The organism is Telluria sp. ZT3P25, from assembly GCF_059685895.1.
Genome location: NZ_JCASIJ010000001.1, coordinates 127,424 through 144,580 on the forward strand (window position 1 = coordinate 127,424; position 17,157 = coordinate 144,580).

General features: G+C 63.8%; 14 protein-coding genes. 9 read left to right on the forward strand and 5 right to left on the reverse strand.

Features of this window, described 5'->3' with window-relative positions; genetic code table 11:
• Positions 1 to 26: 26 nt before the first annotated feature.
• Complete coding sequence (gene pstC, locus AC56LY_RS00605) at positions 27 to 959, reverse strand: phosphate ABC transporter permease subunit PstC (RefSeq protein ID WP_499581891.1); 933 nt, start codon at positions 957 to 959, stop codon at positions 27 to 29.
• 388 nt (positions 960 to 1,347) lie between these two features.
• Here pstC and AC56LY_RS00610 point away from each other — a divergent pair, with 388 nt between their 5' ends.
• The 3 genes from AC56LY_RS00610 (at position 1,348) to hpaR (ending at position 4,219) form a co-directional block, all read left to right on the forward strand.
• Positions 1,348 to 2,454, forward strand: a complete 1,107-nt coding sequence (locus tag AC56LY_RS00610; RefSeq protein ID WP_499575623.1) for an S-(hydroxymethyl)glutathione dehydrogenase/class III alcohol dehydrogenase — start codon at positions 1,348 to 1,350, stop codon at positions 2,452 to 2,454.
• A 209-nt stretch (positions 2,455 to 2,663) separates the two neighbouring features.
• Positions 2,664 to 3,509 (forward strand): hypothetical protein, encoded by an 846-nt coding sequence (locus tag AC56LY_RS00615; protein WP_499575625.1) that lies wholly within the window; start codon positions 2,664 to 2,666, stop codon positions 3,507 to 3,509.
• 221 nt (positions 3,510 to 3,730) lie between these two features.
• Complete coding sequence (gene hpaR / locus AC56LY_RS00620) at positions 3,731 to 4,219, forward strand: homoprotocatechuate degradation operon regulator HpaR (protein ID WP_499575626.1); 489 nt, start codon at positions 3,731 to 3,733, stop codon at positions 4,217 to 4,219.
• Positions 4,220 to 4,255: 36 nt separating this feature from the next.
• Here hpaR and AC56LY_RS00625 read toward each other — a convergent pair whose 3' ends face one another.
• Complete coding sequence (locus AC56LY_RS00625) at positions 4,256 to 4,801, reverse strand: SRPBCC family protein (RefSeq protein WP_499575628.1); 546 nt, start codon at positions 4,799 to 4,801, stop codon at positions 4,256 to 4,258.
• A gap of 167 nt (positions 4,802 to 4,968) precedes the next feature.
• Between AC56LY_RS00625 and AC56LY_RS00630 the strand changes: the two genes are divergently transcribed.
• Together AC56LY_RS00630 and AC56LY_RS00635 are read left to right on the forward strand one after the other, a co-directional pair.
• The gene (locus AC56LY_RS00630) at positions 4,969 to 5,370 is read left to right on the forward strand and encodes a GFA family protein (protein WP_499575629.1); all 402 of its coding nucleotides are present in this window, start codon (positions 4,969 to 4,971) and stop codon (positions 5,368 to 5,370) included.
• Positions 5,371 to 5,449: 79 nt separating this feature from the next.
• Positions 5,450 to 7,762 (forward strand): UvrD-helicase domain-containing protein, encoded by a 2,313-nt coding sequence (locus AC56LY_RS00635; RefSeq protein WP_499575630.1) that lies wholly within the window; start codon positions 5,450 to 5,452, stop codon positions 7,760 to 7,762.
• A 63-nt stretch (positions 7,763 to 7,825) separates the two neighbouring features.
• Here AC56LY_RS00635 and AC56LY_RS00640 read toward each other — a convergent pair whose 3' ends face one another.
• The 3 genes from AC56LY_RS00640 to AC56LY_RS00650 all read right to left on the reverse strand — a co-directional run bounded on the left by AC56LY_RS00640 (position 7,826) and on the right by AC56LY_RS00650 (position 10,198).
• Entirely contained in the window at positions 7,826 to 8,611 is a 786-nt protein-coding gene (locus tag AC56LY_RS00640) for a BPSS1780 family membrane protein (protein WP_499575632.1), read from the reverse strand.
• A complete protein-coding gene (locus AC56LY_RS00645; RefSeq protein WP_499575633.1) occupies positions 8,608 to 9,591 on the reverse strand; it encodes a homoserine kinase in 984 nt (327 codons plus the stop codon). Before AC56LY_RS00645 ends, AC56LY_RS00640 begins: the two co-directional genes overlap by 4 nt.
• A 64-nt stretch (positions 9,592 to 9,655) precedes the next feature.
• Positions 9,656 to 10,198 carry a hypothetical protein gene (locus AC56LY_RS00650; protein WP_499581893.1) on the reverse strand — a complete coding sequence of 181 codons (543 nt, stop codon included), beginning with the start codon at positions 10,196 to 10,198 and terminating at the stop codon, positions 9,656 to 9,658.
• Between the two features lie 193 nt (positions 10,199 to 10,391).
• On the opposite strand from AC56LY_RS00650, the gene polA reads away from it, so the two are divergent.
• The 4 genes from polA to AC56LY_RS00670 all read left to right on the forward strand — a co-directional run bounded on the left by polA (position 10,392) and on the right by AC56LY_RS00670 (position 17,156).
• Positions 10,392 to 13,166, forward strand: a complete 2,775-nt coding sequence (polA, locus tag AC56LY_RS00655) for a DNA polymerase I (RefSeq protein ID WP_499581895.1) — start codon at positions 10,392 to 10,394, stop codon at positions 13,164 to 13,166.
• 100 nt (positions 13,167 to 13,266) lie between these two features.
• Complete coding sequence (locus tag AC56LY_RS00660) at positions 13,267 to 15,672, forward strand: PAS domain-containing sensor histidine kinase (RefSeq protein ID WP_499575635.1); 2,406 nt, start codon at positions 13,267 to 13,269, stop codon at positions 15,670 to 15,672.
• Entirely contained in the window at positions 15,669 to 16,202 is a 534-nt protein-coding gene (locus tag AC56LY_RS00665; RefSeq protein WP_499575636.1) for a response regulator, read from the forward strand. Before AC56LY_RS00660 ends, AC56LY_RS00665 begins: the two co-directional genes overlap by 4 nt.
• Before the next feature lie 69 nt (positions 16,203 to 16,271).
• The gene (locus tag AC56LY_RS00670; protein ID WP_258836629.1) at positions 16,272 to 17,156 is read left to right on the forward strand and encodes a dienelactone hydrolase family protein; all 885 of its coding nucleotides are present in this window, start codon (positions 16,272 to 16,274) and stop codon (positions 17,154 to 17,156) included.
• The last annotated feature ends 1 nt before the right edge of the window (position 17,157 follow it).

Below are 17,157 nucleotides of genomic sequence, written 5' to 3' on the forward strand. Positions count from 1 at the left end.
CCGGTATCTGGCCCGCAGCCCGCCGGTTATGTCGTGCCTTCCCGTTTCGCCATGCGCAGCAGCATCAGCTTGGCGGCGGCCAGCACGATGAACGTGATGGCGAACAGGATCAAGCCAAGGGCATACAGTGACGACACGTGCATGGCCTGTTCAGCTTCGCCGAATTCATTGGCAAGTGTCGACGAGATCGAACTGCCTGCGGCGAACAGTGACCAGGACAGGTGATGCGCATTGCCGATCACGAAAGTGACGGCCATCGTTTCTCCAAGCGCCCGGCCCAGGCCCAGCATCACCCCGCCAACCACACCGTTGCGTGTGTAGGGCAGGACGACCTTGTGCGCAACTTCCCATGTCGTGCAGCCCAGGCCATATGCCGATTCTTTCAGCACGGCCGGGACAATGGCGAAGACGTCGCGCATGACGGATGCGATGAATGGAATGATCATGATCGCGAGAATCAGGCCGGCGGTCAGGATGCCCAGGCCGTTCTGTGAGCCGCTGAACAGCGTGCCCAGAACTGGCACTTGCCCGAGTGTGCCGGCCAGCACCGGCTGTGCATACGCGGAAAAGACGGGCGCGAAGACGAAAAATCCCCACATGCCGTAGATAATCGAGGGGACCCCGGCCAGGAGCTCGACGGCAGTACCAAGCGGGCGGCGAAGCCATCCGGGACAGATTTCGGTCAGGAACAGGGCGATGCCGAAACTGACCGGACATGCCACGGCCAGTGCGATGATCGACGTCATCAGCGTGCCGCCGATGGCGATCATGGCGCCGAACTGCTGGTTGACCGGATCCCACTCGACCCGTGTCACGAACCCCGGACCGAACTCGCGCAGGGCCGGCCAGGCGCCGATCGTCAGCGAGATGATCAACCCGGTCAGCATCAGGAGCACCGAGGCGGCGAACAGCAGTGTTGTCGTATGGAAGACCAGGTCCTGGCGCGCCCCGGCGTGCATCGTGCCCGGCAGCGCCGTCTGCCCTACATCGGTCAACGATTCATTTGAAACGTTATTCTTCGTGGTCACGTACCCGGCCGTATTCATGCATTTCCTCGCAAACATCATTGAACGAGCACACGGACCGACCGCACCGCCGAACCGGCAAGCGGGAACAGTAGCGACCGTTTGTTACTGTGTAATGACGTTCATGTCGTATGGATATGGCTGCCCAAATAGGGCCACGCGTCCCGCCGTTGTGCGCGCTGGCATGGCGTGCGATCCACCAGCCGGGCGACTTGATACCGGCATCCACGGCAGCGCGCGGCCATGATGCCCCAAGCTTGTTATCATGGCGTTTTGCAGCGCGCCTGCGCGCGCCGGTCCATTCAAGCAACGGGAAAACGACATGAAAACCAAGGCAGCAATCGCGTGGAAAGCGGGTCAGCCGCTGACGATCGAAGAAGTGGAACTCGAAGGCCCGAAGGCCGGTGAAGTGCTGGTCGAGATCAAGGCCACCGGCATTTGCCATACCGACTACTACACGCTGTCGGGTGCTGATCCGGAAGGCATCTTCCCATCGATCCTGGGCCATGAAGGCGCGGGTGTCGTGGTGGACGTCGGCCCGGGCGTGACCAGCCTGCGTAAGGACGATCACGTGATTCCGCTGTACACGCCGGAATGCCGCCAGTGCAAATTCTGCCTGTCGCAAAAGACCAATCTGTGCCAGGCGATCCGCTCGACGCAGGGCCGCGGTCTGATGCCGGATGCGACGTCGCGCTTTTCGATCGACGGCCAGCCGATCTATCACTACATGGGCACGTCGACCTTCTCGAACTATATCGTGGTGCCCGAGATCGCCCTGGCAAAAGTGCGCAATGACGCGCCATTCGACAAGATCTGCTATATCGGTTGCGGCGTGACCACCGGCATCGGCGCCGTGATCTTCACCGCCAAGGTCGAGGCAGGCGCGAATGTCGTCGTGTTCGGTCTGGGCGGCATCGGCCTGAATGTGATCCAGGCAGCCCGGATGGTGGGCGCCGACAAGATCATCGGTGTCGACCTGAACCCGGAACGCGAAGCGATGGCGCGCAAGTTCGGCATGACCCATTTCATCAATCCGACCCAGGTCGAGAATGTGGTCGACGCCATTGTCGGGTTGACCGACGGCGGCGCCGACTACAGCTTCGAGTGCATCGGCAACGTCAACACGATGCGCCAGGCGCTCGAGTGCTGCCACAAGGGCTGGGGCAAGTCGATCATCATCGGCGTGGCTGCTGCTGGCCAAGAAATTGCCACCCGTCCGTTCCAGCTGGTGACCGGCCGCGAATGGAAAGGTTCGGCCTTCGGCGGCGCCCGTGGGCGCACCGACGTGCCGAAGATCGTCGACTGGTACATGGAAAACAAGATCAATATCGACGAGCTGATCACCCATCACCTGCCGCTCGACCGTATCAACGAAGGCTTCGACCTGATGAAGTCCGGCGAATCGATCCGCTCGGTGGTCGTCTATTGATCACCGCAGGCCTTAAGGCCCGCACCATCTGCATGTGATGCACGCGGCCTTCGGGCCGCGTTGTCGTTACGGGCCTCGATTGACGGTCTGCGCCGCGATTTCGACGGCCTGTCGCAGTGTGCTGGCTCGTGCCGGGGCAGGGGACTAGAGTGTTTTCATCGCCGGCGCGTCCGGCCTGTTGCCATTGTTCCTGGCCCAAGGAGAACCTCATGCCGCATTCCACACCGCTCACGCGCCGACTGGCGCTTCCCTTCATTGGCCTGGCGCTGTGCGCCGCGTCGCTGGCTTTGAGCATGCCCATGCAGGCTGGCGCGCAGGAATCCTGGCGCGCGGTGCGCGTGACGCAGGGCGAGCCGTACGCGCTGGTGCGCGGCAAGGAAGGCAGCTTCAATATCAGCGGCAGCAGTGACGACTGGCCAGCGGTGAAGGCGGCCCAGCGCGCCATTCCGGGCGAATTCATCTGGTTCCGTGAAGGCGGGCGCGACTACGTGATCCAGGATGCCGCAGTCATGGCCAAGGTGCGTACCGCCTGGGCGCCGCTGGACCGGCTGAGTGCGCGCATGGATGTGCATAGCAAGGAAATGGATGTCCACAGCAAAAAAATGGACGCGCTGGGACGCGAGATGGACCGCGTTGCCGCCAACAAGGCCAATCTGCCGAGCGAGCGCGACATGCGCGAGATCGATGGCGGCATGCAGGCGCTGAGCCAGCACATGGAACGCCTGAGCAGCCTGATGGAAAGCGCACGCGACCAGGCCGAGCGCGAGCGCCTCAGCCGCGAGATGGCGGCGACCGGAGCGCGCATGAACGCCGCAGGCCGGCAGATCGGCCAGGCCTACGATTCGCCGCAGATACGCAAGTCGCACGCATCGATGGAAGCGATTGGTCGCCAGATGGAAGAGGCCGGCAAACCGATGCACGTGCTGGGTGAAAGGATGGGCATGCTGGGCAAGGAGATGGAGCGCGAAAGCAAAGTCGCCGACAAGACGGTGCGCGCATTGATCCGCGATGCGCGGGCGAAGGGCCTGGCACGGCCGGCGCCGGTTGCCGGTTGATGCGTTTCCGCTGACGTGAAGGGCGGCCATCGAGTCGCTCTTTCGTGCTTTAGAGGGGCTGCGGTAATATCTGTTCACAAAAAATTCGCATGGAATCGGCTGCGTGAAGCGAAATCCATCGGGCTGGCAAGTATATTAGTCAGCCAGGCACGATTGCCGCGCATCCGTGCGCAGCGGCCGATGCAGAACCAGAGACAGAATTACCTATTACGGAGCATTCCTTGGCCCGCCGGATTACCCACCGCAATCTTCCCCAGCTTTTTCTGAAGGCACGCGAATCGTTGTTGCTGCACTTCCGTCCCATCCTCAACCATTTCGGCGTGACCGAGCAGCAATGGCGCATCCTGCGCGTGCTGGACGAGCACGAGCAGCTGGAACCACGCGAGATGTGCGAACTGTGCCAGATCCTGAGCCCGAGCATGACGGGCGTGCTGTCGCGGATGGAAGAGCTGGGATTGATCGAGCGCCAGCGTGTGGCGGCCGACCAGCGCCGCATCTGGGTGCGCCTCGCCCCGAAGGGTGACCGCCTGATCGACGATATCGCCCCGCTCATCGAGCGCCAGTACAAATTGATCGAAGCGGCCTATGGCCCGCAGGTCGTGGCCGATCTGTCGCTGGCGCTCGAAGGTTTTATTGCGGCGCAGACGACGCCAGTCGAGCGCGTGGCGCTGCCGGCATCGATCAAACCGGTCAACAGCCGCCGGCCTTGACCGGCGTGCCGGTGCCGGCGAGGGTGCACGGATCGGTCAGTGCTGATCGACCTTGCCGCGCCAGGCACCGGTTTCGCTGCCGCGCTGCTCGAGCAGCTCCTTGAAGTTGGCCAGGTTGGCGCGCGCTTCCATGCGCACGGCGCCCAGGGCGTCGCCCAAGGTTTCCAGCGTCCCTTCCGGTTCGTAATCCATCTGCAGCGCGATGCGCGTGACGGTGTCCGAGATCTTGTGGAAGGTAACGACGCCGCCATTTTTCACGCCGGTGACACTGCGCCATGCGATGCGGTTGTCCGGAATCTGCTCGGTGATTTCGGCATCCCACTCTTTTTCTTCGCCGGCGACATTGGCGCGCCAATGCAGGTGCTTGTCGTCGAGCTGGCGGATTTCCTTCACGCTCTTCATGAATTGCGGGAAGTCTTCGAACTGCGTGAACTGGTTATAGGCGGTGCTTACGGGCACATTGATTTCAATGGTCTCGACGATTCCCGAGCTGGCGCCAAAGCCATTGTTTCCCTTGAATTTTTTCGACAGCATCACACCGCCAACGGCCAGCGCGGCCATGGTCACTACGCGTCCTAGCATGATCATTCTCCTTATTAAGATTTTCACGAGCTTGTCGCAAAGCTGGTGTTAACATAAGCGAAACACTCGTCACACGGCGCGCGCTTGGGAAGCTTGAATTCCGACAATTGAGCACAGTTGATGAGATTTCCTCGACGAAATGTACGAAGATAACGACAGGAGACGTGATGACGTTCATTGGTGGATGTTCCTGCGGCGCAGTCCGATTCGAAACCGATGGCGCACCGTTCAACAGCACACTGTGCCATTGCGCCGATTGCCGCAAGGCGTCGGGTGCGCCGGCGTTTGCGTGGTTCAGTGTCGCCAGCAATGCGCTGCGCTGGACTGCCGGCCAACTGGCGGTACGCCGGTCGAGCAGCCAGGCCGTGCGCGGTTTCTGCGCGGCGTGCGGCACGACGCTGACCTATCAGGACGACAGGTGGCCCGACGAGATCGATATCGCCACTGCCAGCCTGGATGACCCGAACCAGGTGCCGCCAGCCGATCACGTGTTCGTACGCAGCCGCCTGGACTGGCTCAAACTCGATGACGGCCTGCCACAATTCCAGACGACACGCTCGAACGGCTAGTCAATGTCCCGCCCATGGATCACGCGTACGCCACGAAACTGGATGGGCATACAGTATATCGCGGCGGTATAATGGCCAGATGCTGAAACTCGACACCCTGAATCCTGAACAATTTGCCGCCGTCACATTGCCGGCGCAAAGCGCCCTGATCCTGGCCGGCGCCGGCTCAGGCAAGACGCGCGTCCTGACCACGCGCATCGCCTGGCTGATCCAGACCAACCAGGTCTCGCCTGCCGGCATCATGGCGGTAACGTTCACGAACAAGGCGGCGAAAGAAATGCTCACGCGCCTGTCGTCGATGTTGCCGATTAACACGCGCGGCATGTGGATCGGCACTTTCCACGGGCTGTGCAACCGGTTGCTGCGCACGCACTATCGCGACGCCGCGCTGCCGCAGACGTTCCAGATTCTCGATTCGCAAGACCAGCTGTCGCTGATCAAGCGCATGCTCAAGGCGCACAACGTCGACGATGACAAGTACCCGGCCAAAGCGCTGATGTACTTCATCAATAATGCCAAAGACCAGGGCTTGCGCGCTTCGCAGGTCGAAGCCTACGACCCGATCGAGCGCCGCATGGTCGAGCTCTACGAGCTGTACGACCAGCAGTGCCAGCGCGAAGGCGTTGTCGATTTCGCCGAACTGCTGCTGCGCTCTTACGAACTGCTGGCACGCAATACGCCGCTGCGCCACCACTACCAGATGCGCTTTCGTCACATCCTGGTCGACGAGTTCCAGGATACCAATGACCTGCAATACAACCTGCTCAAGTTGCTGGCGGGGCAGGGCGAATCGGGCGGCGGTGCCATCTTCGCCGTCGGTGACGATGACCAGAGCATCTACGCCTTCCGCGGTGCCAACGTCGGCAATATGTCGGCGTTCGAACGCGATTACCAGGTCAAGAACCTGATCAAGCTCGAGCAGAACTACCGCTCGCATGGCCACATCCTCGACAGCGCCAACTTCCTGATCGCCAATAACGCCAAGCGCCTGGGCAAGAACCTGCGTACGGATGCCGGCCAGGGTGAACAGGTGCGCGTGTATGAGGCCTCGTCGGATCTCGAAGAAGCGCAGTGGATCATCGAAGAATCCAAGAGCCTCATGAACGAGGGCATGGGCCGCAACGAAATCGCGATCCTGTACCGCAGCAATGCGCAAAGCCGCGTGATCGAGCATGCGCTGTTCGCGGCCGGCATTCCGTACACCGTGTACGGCGGCCTGCGCTACTTCCAGCGCGCCGAGGTCAAGCACGCGATCGCCTACCTGCAGCTGATGGACAATCCGCACAACGATTCGGCCTTCATGCGCGTGGTGAACTTCCCCACGCGCGGCATCGGCGCGCGCTCGATCGAGCAGTTGCAGATGGCGGCCGACAGCTACGGCATTTCGCTGTACGCAGCGGTGCCGTACATGACGGGCAAGGCCGGCACCGTGCTGGGCAACTTCGTCAAGCTGATCGAAGGTGCGCGCTTCGAGACCCAGCAATTGCCGCTGCCCGAACTGGTGCGCGTGGTGCTCGAGCGCAGTACGCTGCTGGCGCACTACGGCAACGAAAAAGAAGGCGCCGACCGCATCGAGAACCTGGAGCAGATGGTTAGCGCCGCGACCCAGTTCGTGCAAGAAGAGGGCTTCGGCACCCAGGCGCCGGCCCACCTCGGCCCGCCGGCGCAGGCGCAGGCCGGCGAATCGGTCGTGTATCAGGACGGCATCGAGATCCTCGATGGCGGCGCGCCGCTGCCCACCGTGATGTCGCCGCTGTCGGCCTTCCTGTCGCATGCGTCGCTCGAAGCGGGCGACGCCCAGGCGCAGGCCGGGCAAGAGGCGCTGCAACTGATGACGGTGCACTCGGCCAAGGGCCTCGAATTCGACGCCGTGTTCATCACGGGCCTCGAAGAAGGCCTGTTCCCGCACGAGAGCAGTGCGCGCGAGGCCGACGGTGTCGACGAAGAACGGCGCCTGATGTACGTGGCGATCACGCGCGCGCGCCGCCGTCTGTACATGAGCTTTACGCAGCAGCGCATGCTGCACGGCCAGACCCGCTTCAACATGAAATCGCGCTTCTTCGACGAACTGCCTGAAGAATCGATCAAGTGGCTCTCGCCACGCGTGCAGGGCAACTGGTTCGGCGGGCGCAAGTCGACCACGGCGTGGGACGACGCCAAGTTCCGCGAAGGCGGCAGCGACAACAAGATCGCGCAGCAGATCACGCAAAAGGCGGGCAATGGCACGGGCTGGCGCGTGGGCGAGAGCGTGGTCCACGCCAAGTTCGGCGAAGGCGTGATCGTCAATATCGAGGGCGGCGCCGGCGCGGCGCGGGCCCAGATCAACTTTGGTTCGGCGGGGGTGAAGGTGCTGGATCTGTCGATCGCGAAGCTGGAGCGGGTGGGCCGCTAAGGTGGGCAGTCACGCTGGCGGCCATGCCGCCAGCGTTGGCTGATTGTTGCTGGTCTTTCCTGATTACCGCTGCTTGTCGAGGCTGACCTTGTTGCCGGGCTCTGCTGGCGGCGCACCGAAGATCTCGCGGTAGCCCACATACAGCGCGCACTGCAGCAGCAGGACGAACAAGAAGATCACCCACATGATCACGACGCGCGCGATGCTGCTGCCGCCCAGGATCACGGCGATCACCATGCACACGGTAAAGAAGATGCCGAACCATGCCAGCAGCATCACGATGAAAATGCCGGCGCTGCGCTTGACGGCAAAGAAGCTGTAGAACACGGCCTTGAGCGGCGGCATTTTCTGCCAGTACGTCAGCGGCGCGGCAAAGCACAGTGAAATCAGCGCCACCACGTCGAGCGCGAAGATCAAAAACATCGCCAGCACGTCCTGGCCTGCCAGCACGGCCGGGGTACCACTGGTGCTCTGGGCCTGCACCTGCTCCCAGAAGTCCGGCTGCACGGCAAAGCGCGTGATCAGCGCCAGGATCAGCGACACGCCCAGATACACAATGCCGACCTTGCACAGCTCACGCAGCACCGGCTTGCGAAAACCCGTCAGCGCCACGGCCGGTGTGACGCGCTGGCCGTTCTCGATCATCGAGCACGCCATCATGAACGCCATCGAGAACGATGGAATCAGCACCACCGCCACCATCGCGCCCAGCAGTGGCACGGCGCTGATCAGGATGCTGACCAGGATATTGGCGAATAGCAGCGTGGTCAGCGCGGCAGGTTGTTGACGAAACAGCAGGGCGCCATTCTTGAGCCAGGTCCAGCCGGTAGATGCAGGTAGTTTGTTCATGTAATGACAGTGGAGGGCAAGCCCGGCGCGGGGCGCGCAATGCGCTCGCGCAGAATACGTTCGAAATGGGTGGGGTCGTGCGGCGTCAACAGCTCGGCCGCGCGTGGAAGGTGCAGATCATACAGGCGTGACAGCCAGAAGCGTAGCGCACCCGCGCGCAGCAGCGGTTGCCATGCGTCGCGCTCGTCGGCCGTGAATGGCCGTACCGCGTGGTAGGCATCGAGCAGGGCGCACACGCGGGCTTCGTCCAGCTCGCCGGTGGCCAGGTCGACGCACCAGTCGTTGACGGTCACGGCCACGTCGTACAGCCAGGTATCGATGCCGGCAAAGTAAAAGTCGAAGCAGCCGCTCAGGCGCTCGCCCTCGAACATCACGTTATTGCGAAACAGGTCGGCGTGCACCGGGCCGCGCGTCAGGTTGGCATAGGTAGCGCTTGCGGCGAACGCGGCCTGGTATGCGACCTCGTCCTGCAGCAGCGTGGCTTCGGCTTCGCTCAGCAAGGGGGCGACCTCGGGTGCGGTCGCCGTCCACCAGTCGATGCCGCGCAGGTTCGGCTGCTGCAGCGCAAAGTCGTGCGCCGCCAGGTGCATCCGCGCCAGCATGCGGCCCACTTCGGCGCAATGCACCGGCTGCGGGTCGAGTTGCGAGCTGCCATTCAGGCGGCTGACGATGATCGCCGGCTTGCCGTGCAGACTCACGACCAGTTCGCCGTCGTGGTTGGGCACCGGCGCCGGCACAGGAATGCCGCGCCCGGCCAGGTGGCGCATCAGGTTGACATAGAAGGGGAGCTGGTCGAAGCGCAGGTTCTCGAAGATCGTCAGCACATAATGGCCGGACTGCATGCCGTGCTGAGTATTCAGGAAGAAATTGCTGTTGTCGATGCCGGAGGAAATGCCTTCAAGCCCGACGGCCTGGCCGAGGGGGAACTGCTTGATCCACTGGTGAAGGTCATCCAGCGCGACCGCGGTGAAAACTGCCATGAGCTAGCAAGAAAGAGAAGTGGACGATGGCCGTGACACTGCCGCGCGAACGCGGCAGGCGGGATCATTGTTTGGTGGTCGGCTCGAGCGCAGGTGGCGGCGGCACATCGGCGCGGGCCGGGATGGTCCCGGCTGCACCGGCACGGGCTGGCGCCGCGGCGGCCGGCTGCTCGTCGGTATTCTGTTTCTTGGGATTGCCAAAATCAAATTCCATCACTTGCCATTGTGGGGCGCGGATGCTGCTGCCCGAGATATCGCCTGGTTGGGCATTTCCCGGTGCAACGTTGGGCTTCATGGTGTAGCGGCTTGGGCCGGCTTGCACTTCGACTTCGTTGACCTTGCCGTCGTTGCCGCGCTTCTCGGTGATGACCGTGCCTTTACGGGGCGGGATCGTCACGGCCGGCACATCGCTGCCCGGCTCGATGCGCTCGAGTTGCGGCGGGGCGTCGCTTGGGCGTTGTTGCTGGGCTGGCGCGGCTGGCGTCGTGGCGCGTGGCGCCGGCTGGGTCTGTGTTTGCGGTGGTGTGGTCGGCTGCGCCGAGGCCAGGCCCGCGTGGGCGAACAGGCACAGCGTCAGGAGGGCAAAGCGGGGTGTCGAGCGCAGCATGATGGTCACCTAATGTCGTTTAGTCCATTGTAGCAAACAGTACCGCCTCCCTGTGAAACGTGTGCCACATCCAACGATTGCCGCGAGGAATTGAGACGCTGGAGCGGGCGCTGCTCATCCTGCGGATTCTGCGATAATGGCAGCGACCCTGGCGCCACTCTCGACGCCGCATGCTTACCTGATTTTCGCCCCTATGGACAATACCCTTCTGCTCGTCGACGGTTCCAGCTATCTCTACCGCGCCTTCCATGCATTGCCCGACCTGAGGAGCCCTGACGGCTTCCCGACCGGTGCCATGCACGGCATGGTCAACATGCTGCGCCGCCTGCGCGCCGACTTTCCTGCCGCCTACATTGCCTGCGTGTTCGATGCCAAGGGCAAGACCTTCCGCGACGACCTGTATCCCGAGTACAAGGCCACGCGTGCGTCGATGCCGGAAGACCTGGGCAAGCAGATCGAGCCGATCCACGAAGTGGTGCGGCTCATGGGCTGGCCGATCCTGATGGTCGAGGGCGTCGAGGCCGACGACGTGATCGGCACGCTGGCCGTACAGGCCACCGCGCGCGGCATGAAAACGGTCGTCTCCACCGGCGACAAGGACCTGGCCCAGCTCGTCAACGACAAGGTCATGCTGATCAACACGATGAGCAACGAGCGCCTGGACGACGCCGGCGTGCTGGCCAAGTTTGGCGTGCCGCCAAACCGCATCATCGATTACCTGACGCTGGTCGGCGACACCGTCGACAACGTGCCGGGCGTGCCCAAGTGCGGTCCGAAAACAGCCGTCAAATGGCTTACGCTGCACGGCTCTCTCGACGGCGTGATGGAAAACGCCGGCAGTATCGGTGGCGCCGTTGGCGAGAACCTGCGCGCGGCGCTCGACTGGCTGCCGAAAGGCCGCGAACTGATCACCGTGAAAACCGATTGCGACCTGGTCAAGCACGTGGTGTCATTTGAAGAAACGCTCGTCGGCCGGCCCGAAAATGCCGACGCGCTGCGTGAATTTTTCAGCCGCTACGGCTTCAAGACGATGCTGCGCGACCTGGGCGGCGCCAAAGCCGGCGACGGCAGCGTGCGCCCGGCAGCCGGCAGTGCGCCGGGCGGCGGTCCGCTCAATTCGCCGGAAGGCGCGCAGGCCACGCTCGATGGCATGCCGGTCATCAAGGGCGAGTACGAGACGATTCTGCTTGAAGAGCAGCTCGAGACGTGGCTGGCGCTGATCGACGCGGCCGCGTTGACGTCGGTCGACACCGAAACGACGTCGCTCGATCCGATGACGGCGCAGATGGTGGGCATTTCGCTGTCGGTCGAACCGGGTAAGGGCGCCTACATCCCGCTGGCGCACCGCTATGCCGGCGCACCGGACCAGCTCGAGCGCGAACACGTGCTGGAAAAGATGCGGTCCTGGCTGGAAAATCCGGCAAAGCCCAAGCTCGGCCAGAACCTCAAGTACGACATGCATATCTTCGCCAACCATGGCATCGCCCTGAAGGGCATCGTGCACGACACGCTGCTGCAGTCGTATGTATTCGAGTCGCACAAGCCACACGACATGGACACGATGGCCATGCGCCACCTGGGCTACACGACGATTCCGTTCGTGGACGTGTGCGGCAAGGGCGTCAACCAGATCTGCTTCGACCAGGTCGAACTGGGCCGCGCCACCGAGTATGCGGCCGAGGATTCCGACATCACGCTGCGCCTGCACGGGTCGATGCTGCCGCACGTCGAAGCCGACAAGGGCCTGACGTACATCTACCGTGACATCGAGATGCCGACGATGGAAGTGCTGCACAAGATCGAGCGCAACGGCGTGCTGATCGACAGTGAGCTGCTGGGTGTGCAATCGAACGAGCTGGGCAAGCGCATGCTCGAACTCGAACAGCAAGCGTACGAACTGGCCGGCGGCCCGTTCAACCTGGGTTCACCAAAGCAGATCGGCGAAATCTTCTTTGTCAAACTCGGCCTGCCGGTGATCAAGAAGACCGCCACCGGCGCCGCGTCGACCGACGAAGAAGTGCTGCAGAAGCTGGCCGAGGATTACCCGCTGCCGAAGATCCTGCTCGAGCACCGCGGCATGTCCAAGCTCAAGTCGACCTATACCGACAAGCTGCCGAAGATGGTCAACGCCAGCACGGGCCGCGTGCACACCAATTACTCGCAGGCGGTGGCGATCACGGGGCGCCTGTCGTCCAATGAGCCGAACCTGCAGAACATCCCGGTGCGCAACGCCGAAGGGCGCCGCATCCGCGAAGCCTTCATCGCGCCGCCGGGCAGCGTGATCGTCTCGGCCGACTATTCGCAGATCGAGCTGCGCATCATGGCGCATATCTCGGGCGACGTCGCGATGCTCAAGGCCTTTGCCGATGGCGAAGACATCCACCGCGCAACGGCCGCCGAGATCTTCGGCATTCCGCCAGCGGACGTGCAGAGCGAACAGCGCCGCTACGCCAAGGTCATCAACTTTGGCCTGATCTACGGCATGAGCGCCTTTGGCCTGGCGGCCAATCTGAACATCGAGCGGGGCGCGGCGGCTAATTATATTGAGCGCTACTTCGCGCGCTTCTCGGGCGTGAAGCAGTATATGGACGAGACGCGCCTGCAGGCCAAGGCGCGCGGCTATGTCGAAACGGTGTTCGGCCGCCGCCTGTGGCTGCCCGAGATCAATTCGCCGAACGGCCCGCGCCGCGCCGGCGCCGAACGGGCAGCGATCAATGCGCCGATGCAGGGCACGGCGGCTGATCTGATCAAGCTGGCGATGATCGCCGTGCAGGGCTGGCTCGAAACCGAACAACTGGGCACGCGCATGATCATGCAGGTGCACGATGAACTGGTGCTCGAAGTGCCGCAGGCCGAACTCGAACTGGTGCGCGTGAAGCTGCCCGAACTGATGGCCGGCGTGGCAACGCTGAAGGTGCCGCTGGTAGCCGAAACGGGTGTGGGCGAAAACTGGGAAAAGGCGCACTAAGACTAAGCGCCCTGGCCCAGGCAGGGGTGGCTTGACCAGCCACCGAAAAATCCGTTACAGAACGCGTATTTTTCTCGCAATTTATATGTGAGAATAAGTGATGTTTACGCAACCTGACTACGCGGCATTGTTCGCGGCCTCGCCGTATCCTTACCTGCTCATCAACCGGGATTTCACCATCATTGGTGCAAATCCCGCGTATCTGGAGTCGACCGGGCGCACGGCGCAGCAGATCGTCGGCCAGCATATCTTCGAGGCGTTTCCGGCCGATCCGAACGACCCCGCATCGACCAACGTCGACGAGGTACGCCGGTCGATCGAACAAGCTTTTGCGACGAAGCAGCCGCACACCAGCGCGCTGCTGCGGTATGCGGTGCCGCGCGAGACGCCGGGCGGGCACGTGTTCGGCGAGCGTTACTGGAGCGCGATCCATACACCGGTGTTCGATGCGGCCAGTGAGGTCGCCTTCGTGGCGCAAAACGCCATCGATGTCACGGATCTGTACCGCTTCGACGCCGCCACCGGCGCCTACCATCTCAGGCATGGCGCGCATGCGGTGCCCGACATGCCGCAGATGACCCGGCCGCAGATGCACGAGGCGATGACGCGCATCCTGAGCCTGGAGCGCAGCCAGTTGCAGACCATGTTCAACCAGGCGCCGAGCTTCATTGCGGTGCTCACCGGCCCAGATCATGTCTTCGAGATGGCCAACGAAGCGTATTACCAGCTGGTGGGGCGGCGCGAGCTGATCGGCAAACCCTTGCTCGACGCATTGCCCGAGCTGGCGGCGCAGGGCGTGCGCCGCGTATTCGATGGCGTCTTCGCGGGCGGCAAACCGGTCGTGCTGCGCGATTCATTGATCTCGCTGCAGCGCCGGCCCGATGGCGCGCTGGAACAGCGCTACGTCGATCTGCTGTGCCAGCCAATCTTCGGCCACGAGGGGCAGGTGACGGGCATCTTTGCGCAAGGCAGCGATGTCACCGAGGCCTATCACGCGGCGCAGGCGCTGTTCGAAAAAGTCCAGCAGCTCGAAGAGGTCCGCGAAAACCAGACCTTCCAGCTCACACTGGCCGACCGCATCCGGCAGCTCGCCAACCCCGATGACGTCACCGAGGCGGCCTGCGAGCTGCTGGGCCGCGCGCTGCAGGCGTCGCGCGTGCTGTATGCGCAGATCGACGACGACGCCGGCACCGTTGCGATCGTGCGCGACTGGACCGCGCAGGGCGTGGCGAGCCTGGCCGGCAAGATCATGGTCATGGACGATTTCGGTCCGCCGATGATCGCTGCGCTGCGCGCCGGCCAGACCGTCGTCAACCACGATGTCGCGCAGGACAGCCGCACCGCGGGCAATACGGGCGTCTATGCGCAGATCGGCGTCGGCGCCGACCTGCTGGTCCCGTACATCAAGGCCGGCAAGATGCGGGTCGTGCTGACGGTGCAGAATGCTACGCCGCGGCGGTGGCGCGAGGCCGAGATACGGATGGCGCAGGAGACCGCCGAGCGTACCTGGTCGGCGGTCGAAGCGGCCCGCGCGCACGCCGCGCTGCGCCGTGAACGCGACCAGAGCCAGAGCATCTTCGACAGCATGGGCGAGGGCTTCGCGGTGCTCGACAAGGACTGGAACATCCTGCGCATGAACGCCGAAGGCCTGCGCCTGACGCAGCGCCGCGCCGAAGATGTCATCGGCCACAACCACTGGGAAGTCTGGCCCGAACTGCGCGCTACCCCGGCCGACGCCGTGTTCCGGCGCGTGATGAGCACCGGCGCCCCCGGGATTCTCGAGCTGGCCCACCGCATGCCAGACGGGCGCCAGGCATGGATCGAAACGCGCACCCATCGCTCGTTCGATGGCGGCATCGCGTTCTTCTTCCGCGATGTCACCGAGCGCCGCGAAGCGCAGGAGCAGCTCACTGCCGCCGACCGGCGCAAGGATGAATTCCTGGCGATGCTGGCGCACGAACTGCGCAATCCGCTGGCGCCCATCGGCGCGGCCGCCGACCTGCTGCAACGGGCGCGGCTCGATGAAGCGCAGGTGCGCAAGACCAGCCAGGTCATCGGGCGCCAGGTGCGCCACATGACGAGCCTCGTCGACGACCTGCTCGACGTCTCGCGGGTCACGCGCGGCCTGGTGGCGCTGCACACCGCACGCCTGGACCTTCGCCATATCGTGAACGACGCGATCGAGCAGGTCACGCCCCTGATCCACGCCCGCCGCCATCACCTGGCGCTGGAACTGCCGCCGCAAGCGCCGCTGGTCGAGGGAGATCACAAGCGCCTGGTGCAGGTGCTGGCCAACCTGCTCAGCAATGCGGCGAAGTACACGCCCGAAGGTGGCCACATCACGCTGTCTACTGAAGTGCGCGCCACGCATGTGCTGCTGCACGTGACGGACGACGGCATCGGCATGGCGCCCGAACTGGTCGCGCGCGCGTTCGAGCTGTTTTCTCAGGCCGAGCGTTCGTCGGATCGCTCGCTGGGCGGGTTGGCCTGGGCCTGGCGCTGGTGAAAAGTCTGGTCAGCCTGCATCACGGCAGCGTCACGTGCCACAGTGCAGGGCAGGGCAAGGGCAGCACCTTCACGGTCTGCCTGCCGCGCCTGGACAGCGAGGCGCCTGCCGCCAACGCGCCGGCTGCCGGCACGATGCGCGCGCCGGCATCGTCCGATCATCTTCGCATCATGGTAGTGGACGACAACATGGACGCGGCGACGATGCTCGCGCTGCTGCTCGAATCGACCGGACACGAGGTGCACGTCGAGCATGCCGCGCTGCCGGCGTTGGCCGCGTCCGAGCACGTGGCGCCGCATGTGTACCTGCTCGATATCGGCCTGCCCGACATCGATGGCATCGAACTGGCACGGCGCCTGCGCGCCCGGGCCAGCGCGCAGCGCGCGGTGCTGGTGGCGATCACCGGCTATGGCCAGGAGCAGGATCGCGCGCGCACGGCGGCCGCCGGCTTCAACCACCATCTGGTGAAGCCGGTCGACATGCAGAAGCTGTACGCGATCCTCGATGAAGTGGTGCCTGCGCACACGTAGCGCCGTGCGTGCCCGGTGCAGGCGATGCTAAACTCGCAAGCCTGTCCACCACTGATCGAAGGGATGACCATGAAAGACCTCGTCAACGACGCCGGCAGCCTGCTTGGCGCGAGCGCATACACCGATGGCGTCGGGCGCCGCGACTTCATCCGGGCCGCCATCGGCACCGGCTTTGCCGCCAGCGCGCTGCCGGTCATGGCGCAGACCCAGATCCAGACCGATACCGACGGTCTCGACGCCGGCGACACCATCCTCGTCATCGACGGCCAGGATGTGCCGGTCTATCGCGCCCAGCCCAAGGGCAAGACGGGCGTGCCGGTGATCCTGGTGATTTCCGAGATCTTCGGTGTGCACGAATACATCAAGGACGTCGTGCGCCGTTTTGCCAAGCAGGGTTATATGGCGATCGCGCCCGACCTGTTCGTGCGCCAGGGCGACGCGACCAAGGCCCCGAGCACGGCCGAGCTGATGAAGAACATCGTGGGGAAGACGCCGGATGCACAAGTGATGTCGGACCTCGATCGCGTGGTCACGTGGGCCGCCCAGCGCGGCGGCAACACCGAAAAACTGGGTATCACCGGTTTTTGCTGGGGCGGGCGCATCACCTGGCTGTACGCGGCGCATAACCTCAAGGTCAAGGCGGGCGTCGCCTGGTACGGGCGCCTGGTGGGCGAGGCAACCGCCACGTCGCCCAAGCACCCGATCGACTTTGCCCAGAACCTGAAAGTGCCGGTGCTGGGCCTGTATGGCGCGAAGGACACCGGCATCCCGGTCGAATCGGTCCAGCGCATGCAGGCCGCGCTCGACAAGGGCAACAGCCGCTCGACGATCCACGTGTATCCGGAATCGGGCCACGCCTTCCACGCCGACTACCGCCCGATGTACAACGCGGCGGACGCGCAGGATGGCTGGAACCGCGCGCTGGCGTGGTTCGCCAAATACGGCGTCGCCTGAT